The 15,997-nt window shown below is 62.4% G+C and carries 15 protein-coding genes; 7 read left to right on the top strand and 8 right to left on the bottom strand.

Translation table 11 applies throughout. From position 1 onward, the window contains the following. Positions 1-177 precede the first annotated feature (177 nt). The 6 genes from A6A03_RS04325 to A6A03_RS04305 all read right to left on the bottom strand — a co-directional run bounded on the left by A6A03_RS04325 (position 178) and on the right by A6A03_RS04305 (position 6,142). Complete coding sequence (locus tag A6A03_RS04325; protein WP_245668828.1) at positions 178-1,473, bottom strand: glycosyltransferase family 4 protein; 1,296 nt, start codon at positions 1,471-1,473, stop codon at positions 178-180. Positions 1,474-1,475: 2 nt separating this feature from the next. After that, on the bottom strand, positions 1,476-1,793 hold the full coding sequence (locus A6A03_RS20280) for a hypothetical protein (protein ID WP_156525259.1): 318 nt from the start codon (positions 1,791-1,793) through the stop codon (positions 1,476-1,478). Positions 1,794-1,823: 30 nt separating this feature from the next. Then, a complete protein-coding gene (locus tag A6A03_RS04320) occupies positions 1,824-3,590 on the bottom strand; it encodes a dynamin family protein (protein ID WP_066783881.1) in 1,767 nt (588 codons plus the stop codon). A 34-nt stretch (positions 3,591-3,624) separates the two neighbouring features. Next, the gene (locus A6A03_RS04315; protein ID WP_066783879.1) at positions 3,625-3,972 is read right to left on the bottom strand and encodes a hypothetical protein; all 348 of its coding nucleotides are present in this window, start codon (positions 3,970-3,972) and stop codon (positions 3,625-3,627) included. Positions 3,973-4,047: 75 nt separating this feature from the next. Next, positions 4,048-4,425 (bottom strand): response regulator, encoded by a 378-nt coding sequence (locus A6A03_RS04310; RefSeq protein WP_066783877.1) that lies wholly within the window; start codon positions 4,423-4,425, stop codon positions 4,048-4,050. Between the two features lie 301 nt (positions 4,426-4,726). After that, entirely contained in the window at positions 4,727-6,142 is a 1,416-nt protein-coding gene (locus A6A03_RS04305; RefSeq protein WP_066783876.1) for a sensor histidine kinase, read from the bottom strand. A 123-nt stretch (positions 6,143-6,265) separates the two neighbouring features. On the opposite strand from A6A03_RS04305, the gene A6A03_RS04300 reads away from it, so the two are divergent. From A6A03_RS04300 to A6A03_RS04280, 5 genes are all read left to right on the top strand, one after another. Further along, positions 6,266-7,105, top strand: coding sequence for a response regulator transcription factor (locus A6A03_RS04300; RefSeq protein WP_066783875.1), 840 nt, complete (start codon positions 6,266-6,268; stop codon positions 7,103-7,105). A gap of 98 nt (positions 7,106-7,203) precedes the next feature. Next, a complete protein-coding gene (locus A6A03_RS04295; RefSeq protein ID WP_066783874.1) occupies positions 7,204-9,264 on the top strand; it encodes a hypothetical protein in 2,061 nt (686 codons plus the stop codon). Next, on the top strand, positions 9,261-9,977 hold the full coding sequence (locus tag A6A03_RS04290; RefSeq protein WP_066783873.1) for a hypothetical protein: 717 nt from the start codon (positions 9,261-9,263) through the stop codon (positions 9,975-9,977). The genes A6A03_RS04295 and A6A03_RS04290 overlap by 4 nt, the downstream gene beginning before the upstream one ends. Positions 9,978-10,052: 75 nt before the next feature. Beyond that, on the top strand, positions 10,053-10,376 hold the full coding sequence (locus A6A03_RS04285) for a hypothetical protein (RefSeq protein ID WP_066783871.1): 324 nt from the start codon (positions 10,053-10,055) through the stop codon (positions 10,374-10,376). A gap of 116 nt (positions 10,377-10,492) precedes the next feature. After that, positions 10,493-10,948: a SufE family protein gene (locus A6A03_RS04280; RefSeq protein WP_066783893.1), complete on the top strand. Its 456-nt coding sequence runs from the start codon at positions 10,493-10,495 to the stop codon at positions 10,946-10,948. On the opposite strand, the gene A6A03_RS04275 is transcribed toward A6A03_RS04280, so the two are convergent. Beyond that, positions 10,945-11,145 carry a hypothetical protein gene (locus A6A03_RS04275; protein ID WP_066783869.1) on the bottom strand — a complete coding sequence of 67 codons (201 nt, stop codon included), beginning with the start codon at positions 11,143-11,145 and terminating at the stop codon, positions 10,945-10,947. The genes A6A03_RS04280 and A6A03_RS04275 overlap by 4 nt on opposite strands. Positions 11,146-11,401: 256 nt before the next feature. Between A6A03_RS04275 and A6A03_RS04270 the strand changes: the two genes are divergently transcribed. Beyond that, on the top strand, positions 11,402-12,871 hold the full coding sequence (locus A6A03_RS04270) for an aldehyde dehydrogenase family protein (RefSeq protein WP_066783867.1): 1,470 nt from the start codon (positions 11,402-11,404) through the stop codon (positions 12,869-12,871). A gap of 826 nt (positions 12,872-13,697) precedes the next feature. Further along, positions 13,698-14,627, top strand: a complete 930-nt coding sequence (locus A6A03_RS04265) for an MBL fold metallo-hydrolase (RefSeq protein WP_066783865.1) — start codon at positions 13,698-13,700, stop codon at positions 14,625-14,627. Between the two features lie 107 nt (positions 14,628-14,734). On the opposite strand, the gene A6A03_RS04260 is transcribed toward A6A03_RS04265, so the two are convergent. Then, a complete protein-coding gene (locus A6A03_RS04260; protein WP_066783863.1) occupies positions 14,735-15,925 on the bottom strand; it encodes a M20 metallopeptidase family protein in 1,191 nt (396 codons plus the stop codon). Between the last annotated feature and the right edge of the window lie 72 nt (positions 15,926-15,997).

Raw genomic sequence — 15,997 nt, 5'->3', positions numbered from 1 at the left:
GAGGGGAGGATTGGCCCCCACCCCCGGCCCCTCCCCCGCTGGGGGAGGGGGGGAGCGCAAAGGCGCAGTAGAGCCGGCTATCCGGCTCCGCAAAGAGTTATTGGGTAAATGGAGTACAGCAGAATAGGAGACATTCTGATCAGGCTTCTGATGCGGTAGTTACGGATGCTCGCATCTTCATTGCTTTGGATTGACTCCTTTGCGTCGTTGCGCTAACTCGGCGTACAACGCCTCGTAGCGTGGCAACAGGCGGTCGGTGGCGAAGCGTTCGCGGGCGGCGGTGCGGGCGGCGGCGCCAAGCCGCTGGCGGGTGGCGGGGTCGTTGAGCAGGCGGACGATCCACGCTGCCATTGCCGGCAGGGTAGGGGCGAGGATGCCGGTTTCGCCGTGGGTGACAATATCAGGCGTGCCGCCGGTCGGCATGGCTACAATCGGCGCTCCCAGCGCCGCTGCTTCGATCAACGCGCGCGCCAGCGGCTCGCCCCAGTTCGAGGGGAAGATCAGCAGATCGCAACGGGCCGTAAGCCGGAGCAGTTCGTCGTGCTCAACCCATGCCAGCACCCGTCCGGGCAAGCCGCTAGCCTTGAGCGCCGCCTCAATCGCTGGCCGCAACGCGCCATCGCCGGCGATCAGCAGGGTCAGCGGCGGCAACTCGGCCCGGCGGGAGGCCAGCGCCGCAATGAGCTCGATCAGCACGCCAGCGCCTTTGTTCGCTTCCAACTTGCCGGCAAACAGCACCAGCGCCCCATCCCACGTGATCTGCGGCGCAGCGGCGGCGATCGCATCGCTAGCGGCGATGTCAACCATGTTGGGCAACACGTGGATGCGGGCCGGATCAACGATGCCGGCCAGCCGGCGAGCGATGTACTGGCTCGGCGCGATCACCGCGTCGGCCTTGCCAAGCAGGGCGGCGCGCGTGGCGACATGCGATCGCAGATAGGGGATGGCCAGCAAGGCCAGCGTGCCGCGCAGCGGGCCGAGGCGGGCAACCAGATCGGTGGCCAGCGCCGGCCACGAGCCACCCGGATGCGGAATACGGTTGCCGTGCAACCCGGTGGCGAAGTAGTCCCATGGCCAATGATCGCGCACCGTCACCACCACCGGCGCCTTGAGCGCGGCGCGGGCGAGGATGGCGGCGGCGGCGGCTTGGGTATGCTGAGCATGGATCACATCAACCCCGCCGAGATCGTGGCCGGCGGCGATGATGGCGTGCGCCAGCCGCGGCCAGAACCGTTCGTGGCGAAAGTAGTTTTGCACGAAGGGCAGCGCAGGCGCGTAGTAGGGTACGCGCCGGACGGGCAGGCCATCAACCCGATCGACCAATGGTCGCCGGCATGGGTGGCGGCAGGGCACGATGATCTGCACCTGATGGCCGCGGGCATGCAAGCCGGTGGCAAGGGCGTGCGTGCTCCACGCCGCGCCGCCGCGTCCATCGGGCGGGAAGACATCGGATGGGATGAGAATGCGCATCATCGTCAATGTTTGCTCACCATCGCTGGGCGGTGGCCTGCCGTACACGCCGGGCATCGCTTTGCCGTGCGGTGCTGCTTGCTCCGCACCAGATCAGCGCCACGCGCAATGGTAATGGGGTGGAGCGGGCCAGCGGCCCGCGCTCCGGCGGCCCGCGCTCCGGCGGTAGGAGCGATGCGTGGCGGGCGAGCGGCCCGCGCTCCGGCGGTAGGAGCGATGCGTGGCGGGCGAGCGGCCCGCGCTCCGGTGACCAGCGCGATGCGTGGCGGGCGAGCGGCCCGCGCTCCCCGGCAGCGCATTGCTCGTCGCGGATAGTCAAGCATATCAAGGGTACGTGCGCAACCCTGCTCCACCTAGCCCGCCTGCTTGCTCAGCTTCTCAACCGCGACGGCGAGATCGGAAAACGTGCGTTGCAGATCGATCAACTGCTCTTGCTGAGCGCGCACAAAGCGGATAAACGGCGCGTTGCGCTCGCGAATCTGCAAGATGGTGCGCTCGCTCTCGCGCTCGATCTGCTGGCGCAGATCGGCGCGCAACTGGTTCCGCACCTCGTCGATCTTCTTGCGGATGGTTTCTTTGGCTTGGCGACGTTTGGCCGGCAAGATCGCCAACCCCAGTCCGGCGACGGTCAGCGCCGCCAGAATGCCGGTCATATCGAGCAAAACGGTATGGAAGAGGGCGACGAGGGTGGCGCCCAACCCCAACGCACCCACGCCGGTGATGGCGGTAGCCGCGACCGATGACTGCACTTCGGTAGCCAATTGGTGGGCTTCGGCCTGCCGGTTATAGCTGGCCATCGCCGTCTGCGCCGCTTGGCCGATGCTCTCAAGCAAGGCTTGCCGGTTGTAGGCGAAACTGCCGCCGACGCTGCCGAGCATCCGTTCGCGATGGGCCAGCGCACGTTGTTGGATAAACTCATCAACACTCTGTTGCAAACGCAGATTCTTTTCCATCAACCAGTCGATCAGTTTTTGCACGCGCTGGTCGAGGTGTTGGTACGAATCGCCGATCACCTCTTGCTCGAACGCAGCGCGCAGCCGGTTGCCGTCAATGAGTTCGCGGATGCGGCTGAGCCGGATCGTCTCGTCGCAGAAACGATCACCGCGCTCTTGGATCGTGGTCAGCACGCGATCAATCTCGGTGAGATGATACTCGGCGTCTTGTTTCAACTCATCGCCAAACAGGGCCAGTTGGCGGTCGATCTGGTCGATAGCCTGAATATCATCGCGCAGGGTGGCGAGGCGCGCTTCGGTAGCATCAAGATACTTGGTCGTAATCCGGCGCGCCACGCCGAGCGGCGAGAGCACCTTGAGGCGGAAACGAGTCTCTTCGTCGAGTGTGTCAACCACGAAATGTTCGATGGCCGCCATTCCGCTGGCTTGCCATTGTTCGGCAGCGGTGTCGCCGGCTTGCTGGCGGGCTTGGAGGGCGCGGCGGGCCGAGACCATAAACAATTCGGGTGATTGTTCGAGCACCCGGTTGACATGCTCGCGGACAAACTGGGCCACTTGGTCTTGTTCGGCGGGGGTGAGGATGTCGGCTTTGTTGATCACCACGACCACCTTCTTCCCCCACTCTTTGATCAACTCAAGAAATGCGCGTTCGCTCTCGGTAAACGGGCGATCCGCCGAGGTGAGAAAAATGACCAGATCAGCGCGTGGAATATATTCACGGGTCAACCGCTCGTGCTGGCGGATGACGGCATTGGTGCCGGGGGTATCAACCACGGTCAATTGGCGGAGCATCTCGGCGGGATAGTGGTGCAGACGCAGACCGGGTTCGATCAGTTCGTCGAACGGCTCATCGCCATACTTGAGCAACGTAATCGCATCGGTGGTAGGGGTAACGCCTTCGGGCAGCACCTGCGCACCGAGCAGCGCGTTGAGAAAGGTCGATTTACCGGAATTAAACTCACCGGCGACCACAATCAGAAACAGCTCGCGCAAACTGGCGCGGCTGCCGGCGAGCGCATTGCGGTCAGCGGTCTCAACATCGGAGCCGAACCGGTCGAGTGCCGCCTCGATTCGTTGCAAGAGTGCATCGAGCTCGTTCAGCAGCGCATCTTGCTGTTCGGTCGTCAAGCGGCGGCGGCGAAAGAGACCGAAGGGCAGAGTAATCACGTTGCTCCTCGCAAGAGTATTCAACAGGCGCGCATTAGATGCCGAGGTTGCGGGCCACGACCGCCAGCGCCGCCAGCGCCAAGGCCAGCCCGACCACGCCGTAGAGCAAGCCGGGCGCAAGGTTAGCGCGATTCCAGAGCGCATTACGGCGCGGCGGGCCGCTCGTTTCGATCCGGCGGCCACGCCAATAGGTCACGCGGGTGGATGGTCGCCCGCCGGGCAATGAGATGCCAAGCGTCTGCGCCGCCTGATAGAGCAGCCAGCCGGCGGGCAAAGCTAACGCCAGCGCAGTGAGCGGCCACGGCAGGCTGCGAGTATTGGCAAGCACAATGATGATAGCAAACAATGCGAGCCAGCGCCAATCGAAGCGGAGGGCAGGCATACGCTTCTCCTTTCCCGATATGGCGCATGATAACACATGTAGCGGCGCACCCGCGAAGAGCGTTGTGGCTAGGAGTCACACGACCTGATGCAGCGCCTGTGAAACTAACGGCGCAAGCTCGCGCAGCTCGATGGGTTTGGCTGCGTACAGCTCAACACCGAGCGCCTGCATCCGCGCGCGCAGGCCGGGGGTATCGTAGGCAGTGAGCGCGAGGATTGGCAGGTAGGGCCGATAGGTGCGCACTGCCCGGATCAAGGCGGCAGCCGCGCCATACGGGCTGGGATCGACAATCAGCAGATCAACGTTGCCGTTGGCGCATGCCAGCCATGCTTCGTTGGCGTTGGTTGTCGCCTGCACAATCACCTCATCGCCAAGCAATGCCTGCAAGCCACGCTGGGTGACGAGTGCTGCGGTTGGATCGTCGTCGTATATCTGAATGCGATAAGCCGCCATGGTACCAGCTTCCAGATTATGGAGTGTATTGGTGGTAGCAGAAGGCCATGCTCTGACCTTAATGCTACTCGGTTGCCGCGCGATCGGCGAGACCTGAGGCAACAACGTGCAGTAGTGAAGCGATAACAAAGGCGGCTGCCACTTTGTGATATTTTTCCTTAACCCAGATCATCGAAATTGTCTGGCGGGTTCGGATCGGCCATTACTATTGGGATGGATGCAGCGGGTTGCTAAGTTGGCGTGGATCCGGTAGGTTGGCACGCAACAGCTTGGCTGCCGCATGCCAACAGCGTCTGCCCGGTTAGCTTGCCGTGACCGGCGGTTCCAACGGCAACAAGATGGTAAAGGTCGTGCCCACGCCGGGCTGGCTGTCAACCGTGATGCGACCGCCGTGTTGGGTGACGATATGGGCGCTGATTGCGAGGCCAAGACCGGTGCCGTGCGGTTTGGTGGTGTAGAACGGCTCGAACAGATGGGGAATGTGTTCGGGGGCAATACCCACGCCGGTATCGGTAATCGAAATGGCGAGCGTAGCGGGCGCGCCGGCACGAGCAGCGATCAGCTCGCTGCTGACGGTCAATTCGCCGCCGCTTGGCATTGCATCGCAAGCGTTCAAAATCACGTTGAGGAAGACTTGGCGCAGTTGATCGGCGTGGGCCACAATCGGCGGCAGGTCGTTGGCCAAGCGGGTGCGCACGGTGACGTGATTATGGCGCAGATGGGTCGTCACCAATTCGAGCGTCTCGCGCAACAGGGCATTGATATTGGCGCTGGTCAACTCACCGCGCGAGGGGCGGTAGAAATCGCGCATGCGGGTGATGATGCGGGCAATCCGGCCCAACTCTTGCTGGGCAATGGCGAGAAAGGTGCGTTGCGGCGCGTCAGGGGGCAGGTCTTGTTCCACCAGATACAGACTATTCCGCGCGGCATAGAGCGGATTGTTAATCTCGTGGGCGACCGAAGCTGACAATTCGCCGACAGCGGCGAGCTTGGCGCTCTGCAACAGTTGGGCTTGGGCGGCGTTGAGACGGGCTTCGGCTTCGGCGCGCAGCGATTGGGTATGCACGAGATCGCGCTGCAAGGCGGCGGCCCGTTGGCGCTGTTGCACCTCGTCGATCGCGATCACGGTCAAATCGGCCAAGGCTTGCACGAAGGGCAGATCGCGCGGATGATACAGATGCGAGAGCTGCTCGCCACAGATAACGAGCGCGCCGAGCCGCTGTTGCTCGATGCGCAATGGCGCTAGCAAAACGCTTTGCGGCCAGAGGCAATCCTCGATCGACAGCGGATAGGCAGTATTCTGTTGGTGGATGACATATTCCAGCTCTGGCCCGCTCAGCAAGATTGCACGCGGCGCTTTGGCCGCCATTTCGGCCAAGATCGAGAAGGCCGGCGCTGGCGCATGTTCGGGCGCAGAGGCGCGTAAGCGTAAACGACCTTCTTGCTCGTTATCCATCAAGTAGATATGGGCGGTCGCGGTGCCCGGAAAGAGCTCGACGGCCTGCTGGACGACAAGCCTAATGATGGCGTCAATGTCGTGGCTAATCAACAGCGCCGCCGAAACCGATAACAAGGCTGCTAGTCGCCGGTCAAGGTCGCGGGCGTAGCGTGCGTGCAACTCCGCTTCTCGTTCCAACGCGGCAATCCGGCTCTGCGCCGCCTGCAAGTCTCGTTCCAATTTGGCAATGTATGCGACCGCATCATCGCGTTCGATCATACCCGTCAGCTCCCCTCTAGGGAATGCTCTTCCGCCTACCGTTGACCATGCTACCAGCTCATGCTATGATAAGCCAATAATAATCCCAACTATAGTCGCAATCGGGACGGAGCGCAAATTCTTATGACGAACCAGCCCCGGGTGTTGGTAGTTGATGATGAGCAAAATATCCGCTTAACTCTGAATGCCTTGCTCAGCCGGGCCGGTTATTCAGTGACCACGGCGGCTTCCGGCGAAGAGGCGGTGGCGCTGTTTGAGCGGGAACCGTTTGATCTCATGCTGGTCGATTTGCAGATGCCCGGCATGAAGGGAATGGAAGTGGTGGCCAAAGTGCGCGAAGCCGGTCATGATGCGATTATTATTGTCTTGACCGGGCACGGTTCGCTTGATTCGGCCATCGAAGGCATCCGGTTCGGAATTTTCGATTATCTCTTGAAGACCAGCGATCCCAATCAAATTTTGGCGCGGGTGGCTGCCGGTCTCGAAGAGCGGGCCGCCCGTCGCCGCCAGAGCGATCTGCTGGATACGATCGGCGCGGCAGTGCAAGAGCTGACCGGTGGCAAGGTGGCGGTTACGGCGCCGCCAGTGGCGCCGGCGCAGCCGGCAGCAACCCCGCCGCCTCCGGCGCCACCTCCAGCGCCAGCCGAACCGGCGGGACGCACGCTGACAATTGGCCCGCTGACGCTCGATACGTGGCACCAGACGGCGACGCTCAACGGGCGGTCACTCAACCTGACGCCGACCGAGTTTCGCCTGTTGCTTTGCCTTGCCGAGCACGCTGGGCAGATGCTGTCGTATACCCAGTTGGTGCGCTGCGCGCAGGGCTACGATACGACCGATCTTGAGGCGGGTGAGCTGATTAAGCCGCATATTCACCATCTGCGCCAGAAGATCGAACCCGAACCGAGCGCGCCGCGCTATTTGTTGAATGTGCGCGGCAAAGGGTATATTTTGCAGATTTAAGCGTGCTCCATCACCAATCGCCAACGAGTGGCTTCCTTCGCGAGAGCTAAGGTGAGCGCCGTTGCATTGCAACGGCGCTCGCGGTTAGGGACAGCAGCATGGCCGATGAGTGGCTCTATTTCAATGGCGTGAATGCGAGCCGCGGCGAGTACGCCCACGAGCCGCTCGCAGTCGCTGAGTTGGCTCGCCTGATCCTCGGTGAACGGCCATCGCCCGATCAAATCGACCCCGACCCTGAACAGCGCGCCGCTTTGCGCGAACGGCATCTGGCCGATGCGAGCGGCGCGTTTCGCGTGAAAGAAGGGGTTGATCCCACCAATCTGGCCGAAGCCGGTTGGGGAGTGATCTTTCCGGCTACGGTTGATGCGGCGCCGCTGCGCGAGGCGCTTAGCGAGTTGTTGCAGTGGCGGCAGACGCAAGCCGGCCCGCGTTACCGCGAGTGTTTCGGCCCGCAAGGCTATCGGCCCGGCGAGAGCAAGGCGGCGTTTTTACGCCGGCAGGGCGCGGCGACTAGCGGGCCGGTCGATCCGGATCGGTTCCCCTATTATCTGTTGTTGGTCGGTTCGCCGGAAGAGATTCCTTTCCGTTTTCAGTACCAGCTCGATGTGCAGTATGCGGTCGGGCGCATTCACTTCGATACGCTCGAAGAATATGCTGCCTATGCCCGCAGTGTGGTGCAGGCTGAACGCGACGGGGTGCCGTTGCCGCGGCGCGTGGTGTTCGCCGGGGTGCAGAACCCCGATGATATGGCGACCAGCCGCAGTTTGCACGGGTTGGTGCAACCGCTGGCCGCTGAATTGGCCAACCATCCGCAACGCGGCGATTGGTCGTTTGCGACCATTGCCGGCGCCGAGGCCACCAAAGACCGGCTACTCCACCTGTTGCACGCCGAACCGCCCGCCTTGCTCTTCACCGCCAGCCATGGCGTTGAGTTTGAAGCGGTTGATCCGCGCCAGTTGCTGCATCAAGGCGCGATCTTGTGCGCCGATTGGCCCGGCCCGCAGGCATGGCGCAATCGCGCGATTCCGCCGCAGTTTTACCTCGCCGGTGACGACATCGCCAGCGATGCCTCGTTGCGCGGCGCGTTCGTGTTCCAGTTTGCCTGTTTTGGGGCCGGCTGCCCGCGTGACGACGATTTTCCCCATCTGCGCGGCGTTCGTTCGGCCATTGCGCCGCATGCGTTTGTGGCTGGCTTGCCTCGCCGCTTGCTCGGTTTGCCGCGCGGTGGTGCGCTGGCCTTCATTGGCCATGTCGAACGGGCGTGGACATTCTCGTTTAGCGATGCGCGCGGTGGCAAGCAGATCGAGACGTTTAGCAGCGCCTTGCGCCGGTTGCTCTTTGCCGGGACGCCGGTTGGCTATGCGCTGGAGTTTTTCAACGAGCGGTACGCCGAATTGGCGACCGTGCTGACCGAAGAGGTTGAGAACGCGCGTTGGGGCCAATCCCCCGATCCGGTTGAGTTGGCAACGCGCTGGACTGAACATAACGATGCACGGAGTTATATCATTGTCGGCGATCCGGCGGCGCGGCTGTGCCCGCCGGCGACGGCTGCGCCGGTAGCCGAGGCGCCGCGTTTGGCGAGCACGCCGGTTGGGGCCGAGCCACCGCCGGCAGCGCCGGTCACGCCACCACCGGCAGCGCCGGTCACGCCACCGCCGGTCACGCCACCGCCGGTCACACCGGTTGTACAGGCAGCCGTGCCGGTACCCGCCGGCAGCCTGCCGCCGGAGACGCCGGTCATTCCGGTGGCGTTGCCCGATGCGGCGGCCAGCTTTGGCTTATTCGGCAACAAACCGGCGGAAGCCGTGCAGAAGCTGACCGAGTCGTTGCAGCAATTCGGCGAGCGGTTGGCGGCGACGTTGCAGCAGGTGATTACCGACGCCGCCCATCTGGAGGTGGAGACCTACGTCGCCGAAACGCCAGAGGCGATCAACTACCGGCAAGGCGATTTCCGCGGCGCAACCCTCCGCGCTGTCACCCGGATGAGCCTTGACGGCGATACGCAAGTGCTGGTGCCGCTGAGCGATGAGGGGGTTGATGAGCGCTTGTGGGCCATCCATGTGAGCATGGTGCAACAGGCGCAAGCCAACCGGGCCGAGATGGTAAAAGCCATTGCCGCAGCGGCGGCAGGTCTGTTGAGCGCATTGCAAGGCAAATGAACGCGGTGTTTACTGTCTTCGAGCCGTTGCCGGCGGCCATCGCACCGCCGGGGCCGTGGCAAGCGCAGGCCGTTGGTAGCTCGTTTTCACTTGGCGAACAACCCGATGTGATCTGGCAGGCGCGCTTGCCGGACGATCCGGCGGCGGCGCAGGCGGCCTTACGCGCGGCGCTGGCCCAGCTCGGTGCGCACGAAGCGGCGCTGGCGACGGTCGAGCTCCGTTTACAGCGGGTAGCGAGCGGGGCCGCCAGTTTTAGTTCGGCGCTGCCACCCGCCGAACAAGCCTTGCTAAACAGGTTGTGGGCAGCACAGCCGGAGGGAGCGAGTTTTGGCTTGGGTGATACGGTGCAAGCGCAGTGGCAGGCGGCACAAGAGCAGATTGCGGCCCTGAGCGCGCAGGCCCGCGAGGCCCTCGGCGGGTATGCGACAGTCGAAACGGTGCAGGGCGGGAGACTGATTGGGCGCACCCGGATCAACTGGCACGGCGATGCCCGTTCGTTGCTGATTACTGGGATTGACGCTACCCAAGCGGCGCTCCACCACCAAACGCTGGCGCTGGCCCTCCGCTCGCGCGCCGGACTATTGCGCTTGATCGGGTTGGCCGGCCGTGGCGCCGCTATCGTCGCCACTATGGTTACGTCACCGGCTGGCGCAATGATGGCGCTGCCGGCAGTCTGGCAATTTGTGCAAGAAGTATTGGCCGAAGTACCCTAACCGATGGTATGATGCCTGTAGAGACGCTGCACCGCAACGTCTCGCCACTCCCGCGCCGAATTAAGGAGCATCGTGATGGCCAGCGAACTAGAAAATTCGATCCGCAGCGCCGCGGCAAAAGTAGCCGCTTACGTGGCCGATGCGGCTGTGATGGAGGTCACGACATCGTATGTCGTGGTTGGGCCGGCAGCCAGTGCTGAAACACCACGTCCGGCGGCCAAGACCATCATCCGGCTCGATGGCGATTGCGAAGCGACGGTGCCGATGCGGGAAGGGCCGGGTGGCATGTTGGAGGTGGACAGCGGACTGTTCGAGATTCACCAAGCCAATGTCGCCACCGCCACTGAATATCGGGCGCGAGTGTTGGGTGCGTTGATCGGCCTGCTGCAACGGCGGTGAAGCGGCGGGAGCGGGGAATGGAAAACGCACCCGCGCGTTCCGCCGCCGTGCTTGTTAGCTACGCAGCGCGTCGGTTGGCGTGCGATACATTTCTTGAGGAACACGGGATCACCAATATGAATGACCACACCTTCATTCCGCCGCGGCTGGCTGAAATCGCGGCTGATTTTGGCGCGGCCAGCCGTGAAGAGAAGTTAGAGCTTTTGCTGGAGTTTTCGGATCAGTTGCCGCCATTGCCGCCCGAATTGCGCGATCACCGCGGCATGGAGCAGGTGCATGAGTGCATGTCGCCGGTGTTTGTGATTGCGCAGCGCGACGGCGATCAGATCGTCTACCATATTGATGTGCCGCCGGAAGCGCCGACGATCCGTGGCTTCGCCGCCATCTTGCGCGAGGGGATGAATGGCTTAACCCCTGCGCAGGCGCTAGCGGTGTCGAGCGACTTTATCCAGCAGATGGGGTTGCATCAGGTGCTGAGTCCGCAGCGCTTGAACGGGATTGGCGCGCTGCTGGTCTATATGAAGCGGCAGGCCTTGCGCCTGCTGGAGCAAGAACCGGCGGGGACGGCTTAGACGCGAGCGTTGCGCAGGGCTTGGGCAATCGTATTAAAGACCACCGCTGGACGGCGACCATCGGCAATGCCGAGCCGGTAGAGCAATGCGCGGCGGTAGACGTGCGGCGAGCTATGCACGAGCCGGCAGCGCCGCCGGCGCCCTTGGCAGGCGGGGGTAGCAGTCGTCGGTTCAGAATCAAACAGCCGGATAATCATTTGAGGTCTCCACCATTTGTGCTATTGCTCACAATCCTACTATAGAGTTTATGACGCGCTTCGTCAAGTTGGGAAATAATGGCATTTCCTTTACAAACACTGTGATCATGCTGAACAGCGAACAGGGATGAACAGGGATGCCACGGATTCCGCTGGGCGGGCACAAATGACACATCCTTCGTTGTGCCGTGTTCCTCCGCGCCCTCTGTGGTGCAGTATACGTCCACTTATTACCCAAGCGAAACAAGGAGGTTTCATGCCGGCAATGCTCATTAACGGTCAATGGCAGGCAGCAGCGCAAGGCGAGGTCTTTCCGGTGCATAACCCGGCCACCGAAGAGGTGATCGAGTACGTGCCGCGGGCAACGGCTGCTGATGCCGAACAGGCGATGATTGCCGCCGAACGGGCGTTTCGTGAGTGGCGGCGCGCGACAGCGCATGACAAGGCGCATGCCCTGCACGAGATTGCCCACAAGATGCGGGCGCACGCCGAAGAGCTGGCAACGCTGTTGACGCTAGAGGGCGGCAAGCCGCTGGTCGAAAACCGCGATGAGATTGGCTGGTGCGCGGCCTGTTTTGACTACTACGCCGAGTTGCAGCGTAACAGCCGCGGGCGGGTGATCCCGTCGGTCGAGCCGACCCAACTGGCGATGGTGTTGAAAGAGCCGTATGGGGTGGTGGCGGCGATTGTGCCGTGGAACTACCCGTTGTTGCTGATGTCGTGGAAGGTGGCGCCGGCGCTGGCTGCCGGCAATACCGTCGTGCTCAAGCCGAGCGAGATGACGCCGCTGGCGACGTTGCGCTTCGCCGAGCTGTGCTGCGATCACTTGCCTCCCGGCGTGCTTAACATTCTGACCGGTTTTGGTGATGTGGGCCGCGAGCTGGTGGTCAGCCCGCGCACCCAGATGATTGCGTTCACCGGCAGTTTTGCCACTGGGCGCGAGATTGCCCGGCTAGCCGCCGAACGGGTCAAGAAGACGCACCTTGAATTGGGCGGCAAAGATGCGTTTATCGTCGCCGAGGACGCCGATCTCGACGTGGCAGTGCCCGGCGTAGCATGGGCGGCGCTGCTCAATGCCGGCCAAGTCTGCACCAGTACCGAGCGGGTCTACGTGCATGAGTCGATTGCCCGCCCCTTCACCGAACGGCTGGTGGAGTTTGTGCGTTCGTTGCGGTTGGGGCCGGGGATGGATCCCGACACCGACATTGGCCCGCTGATCGGCGAGAAATACCGCGCCAAGGTTGAGGATCACGTCGAGGAGGCGCGGGCGCGCGGTGCGACCATCCTGACCGGCGGGAGACGACCGCCGCAATTCAGCCGTGGCTTCTTTTACGAACCGACCGTGCTAACCAACGTCGATCACAGCTTCCGCATTATGCGCGAAGAGACCTTTGGCCCAACCATTCCCATCATGACCTACCGCACCTTCGATGAGGCGATCGAACTGGTCAATGATTGCGATTACGGTTTGGGTGCCAATCTCTACACCAACGACCCGCGCAAGGTCAAGCAGTACTACGAAGAGGTGAAGGCCGGCACCTGTTGGGTCAACGATCCCCTAACCGACAATGATGCCGGGCCGTTTGGCGGGATGAAGTTCAGCGGCGGCGCGCGCGAGTTGGGTGAAGAGGGGTTAGAAGAATTTCTCGAAACCAAGCACGTCCATTGGGATTTCACCATGGCGCGCAAGCCGTGGTGGTATCCGTATGGCCGCCAATCATCGTAAATCGCCAATAATGCCTGTAGAGCCGCACGGCTGTGCGGCTTCAAACATATCGCGTCAGCGAAGGGGCAGACCAGCAGCACGGCCATGGGGTTGGCCCCAAGGCCCAGCAGGGGATAAAAGCCGCACGTCCGTGCGGCTCCCCCAAACCGTACCCGAGCAGCGGGCAGGCCAGCAGCATGGCTGTGTGGTTCGTCCCACAATCATGCCAGCGTTAAGGGGCGGACAGAACATGCGATCGAGTGTAACCGTTGATCGTTGTGCGATGCCTCAAAGCTTCGCTCTGTTCCCCTCTCCCGCGCCAGTTGAGGTACGGACAGCACATTTGATTGATTACAACGGTTGATCGCTGTGCGATGCCTCAAAGCCCGGTGCTGCGCTCCCCATCACCCCTCCCCCAGCGGGGGAAGGGCAAGAGGTGGGGGCATCAGCCCGCGCAGCGGGCTTCGTAAGCGTAGCCCGGCCCTTTAGGGCCGGGTGCCAAACAGATGTTCGGTCCGCCCTTAAACCCGCGCCAGTGGGAGAGGGGCTGGGGGTGAGGGCGAAACGACGCATCGCAAAGCCCTCAAACGCATCTACACTCGTGCATTCTGTCTGTCCTTAAACCCGCGCCAGCGGGAGAGGGGCTGGGGGTGAAATAGCGTATCTCAAAGCCATCAACCGTGTCGATGCTCATGTGTTTTGTCCGCCCTTGAACATGTCAGCGTAGGGAACAGAGCGTCAGCGCCGCGCGTTCGCGCGGCGCTCATTGTTGATTCGCCACCAGTCATTGCTGTGCATATAATACAAACAAGCTAATTTTGTACCAGAAAGGCATTGTCCAAACCGTATGGATGTCTACCCCACCCCACGCAATATTGCCCTGATCGATGTTTACCATCTTGGCCGTCCACATGTGATCGGTACCTTCCTTCTGCTCGGTGATGAGCCGGCGCTGGTCGATCCGGGGCCGGCCAGCACCTTGCCGGCGTTGAAGGCTGGGCTTGATGCGCAGGGTCTCACGGTAGCCGATTTGCGAGCCGTGGTGTTGTCGCACATTCACCTCGACCATGCCGGGGCGACCGGGCTATTGGCGGCTGAAAATCCGCATCTGGTGGTGCATGTTCATGAGCGTGGCGCGCCGCATCTGATTGATCCATCACGTCTGCTCACCAGCGCGGGCCAACTGTACGGCGATCGGATGGAGGAATTGTGGGGCGATGTGCGGCCGGTGGCGCCGGAACGCATTCGGGTCTACACCGGCGGCGAGACGTTGCGGCTCAATGGCCATACCTTGCGCGCCTTTGACGCTCCCGGCCATGCCAAGCACCATCTGGTCTGGTTTGACGAGTCGAACGGCGCAGCATTTGTGGGTGACAATACTGGCGTACGCTTGCCCGGCGTGCGCATGACCCGTCCGGCGACGCCGCCACCTGATGTTGACTTGGAGGCGTGGGGGCGCACGCACGATCTGATCGAGCGGCTACACCCGCAATGGCTGTGCTTGACCCACTTTGGTGCGTATGATGATGTGGCGTTTCATTTGGCCGATGCTCGCTTGCGGTTGCGGCAGTGGGCCGAGATCGTGCGGCAGAGTCTGCTGGCCGGTCAGGATGAAGCGACCGGTGTCGCCGCGCTTGAGGCAGCGCTGGCTAGCGAAGCGGCCACCCTCTCGCCGGCTGAGCAGTTGGCTATTGTTCAACAGACCGGCCCGCTCAACCTGAGTTGGCGCGGCTTGGCGCGCTATTGGCAGAAACTGGGAGGGTTGGGGGCTGGGTAAGCAGCAAAGGACACGGATTGGCACAGGTGAAACGGATTAGCACGAGGCTGCCCAACCGTGCGCATCCGTTGCATCTGTGTTCATCCGTGTCCTATTTCCACTTCTCCCTACAACGTCACTTCACCGCGCAAGAAGCGCAGCGCTGTTTCAGCCAAGATTGCCGTGCCTACCGGCAGGGCGCGCTCGTCAATGTCGAAGATAGGGGTGTGGTGGGCGCGCATGATACCGTCATCAATCGCAGCGCCGAGCATCAGCATCGCGCCGGGAGCCTTCTTGGTCATATAGGCGAAATCCTCGGCTCCCATACCGGTGCGTGAACGGTCAATGGCGTCGGGGCCGAGAAACTCGCCGGCCACATTGCTCATCCATTCTGCCACTCGTTCGTCATTCCAGCCGGCGGGGTAGCCACGGGTAATCTTAACCTCAGCGCTGCCGCCGAAGGCTTCGGCCACGGCAAAGGCCCGTTCGACCTCGCGAGCGAGTTTGGCCCGCACCTCTTCGCTGAAACTGCGCAACGTGCCTTGGACAAAGATCTCGCTGGGGATGACGTTAGAGGCATGGCCGCCACGTACCGTCCCCACACTCAAGATCGCCGGTTCCATCGGATTGATCAGGCGGGCGCGGATGCCGAAGAGCGCATTGAGCACATGCGACAGCATAAAGACCGGGTCGGTGCCGAGATGCGGGTAGGCGCCGTGGCCGCCAGTGCCGCGAATGTAGCCCTTGAAATCATCCACTGCTGCCGATGTCCAGCCGCCGCGGATCGTGACTTGCCCGACTGGCAGCGTTGAATCAACGTGGAGGGCGATCACCGCATCAACCCCATCGAGCGCACCCTCTTCGACCATCCGCAGACCGCCGCTCTTGGTCTCGTCGTCCCACCCCTCTTCGGAAGGCTGAAAGAGGAAGCGCACCTTCCCGCGCAGGTTCTCGGCGGCGAACCGCTCGCGCAAGAGGTGGGCGGCGCCGAGCAACATTGCGGTATGGGCATCGTGACCACAGGCATGCATCACACCGGGGTTGGTCGAGGCATATTCAACCTGATTCTCTTCGAGGATGGGCAACGCATCCATATCGGCCCGGATCGCGATCACCGGCCCATCGCCATCGCCAAGCTCACCGACCACGCCAGTCTTGGCCACGCTGGTCGTCACCTTAATGCCACCGATCTCGTGCAAGGTGTCAGCGACGAGCGCCGCCGTGCGGTGCTCTTGAAAACCGAGTTCGGGGTGAGCGTGAATATCACGGCGAAGGCGGACAATTTCATCGGCCAGCGCGCGCGCGCGTTCGAGCATCATACCTCTCTCCTAACTATTTATGACTCAACACGAGCGATACTCGTGTATCCTCACAGATACCGGCAAACGCAG

This window comes from Chloroflexus islandicus (genome assembly GCF_001650695.1).
Classification (GTDB): Bacteria; Chloroflexota; Chloroflexia; order Chloroflexales; family Chloroflexaceae; genus Chloroflexus; species Chloroflexus islandicus.
Note: the sequence above shows the minus strand (reverse complement) of the source record. Positions and strands in the feature narration are given on the sequence as shown.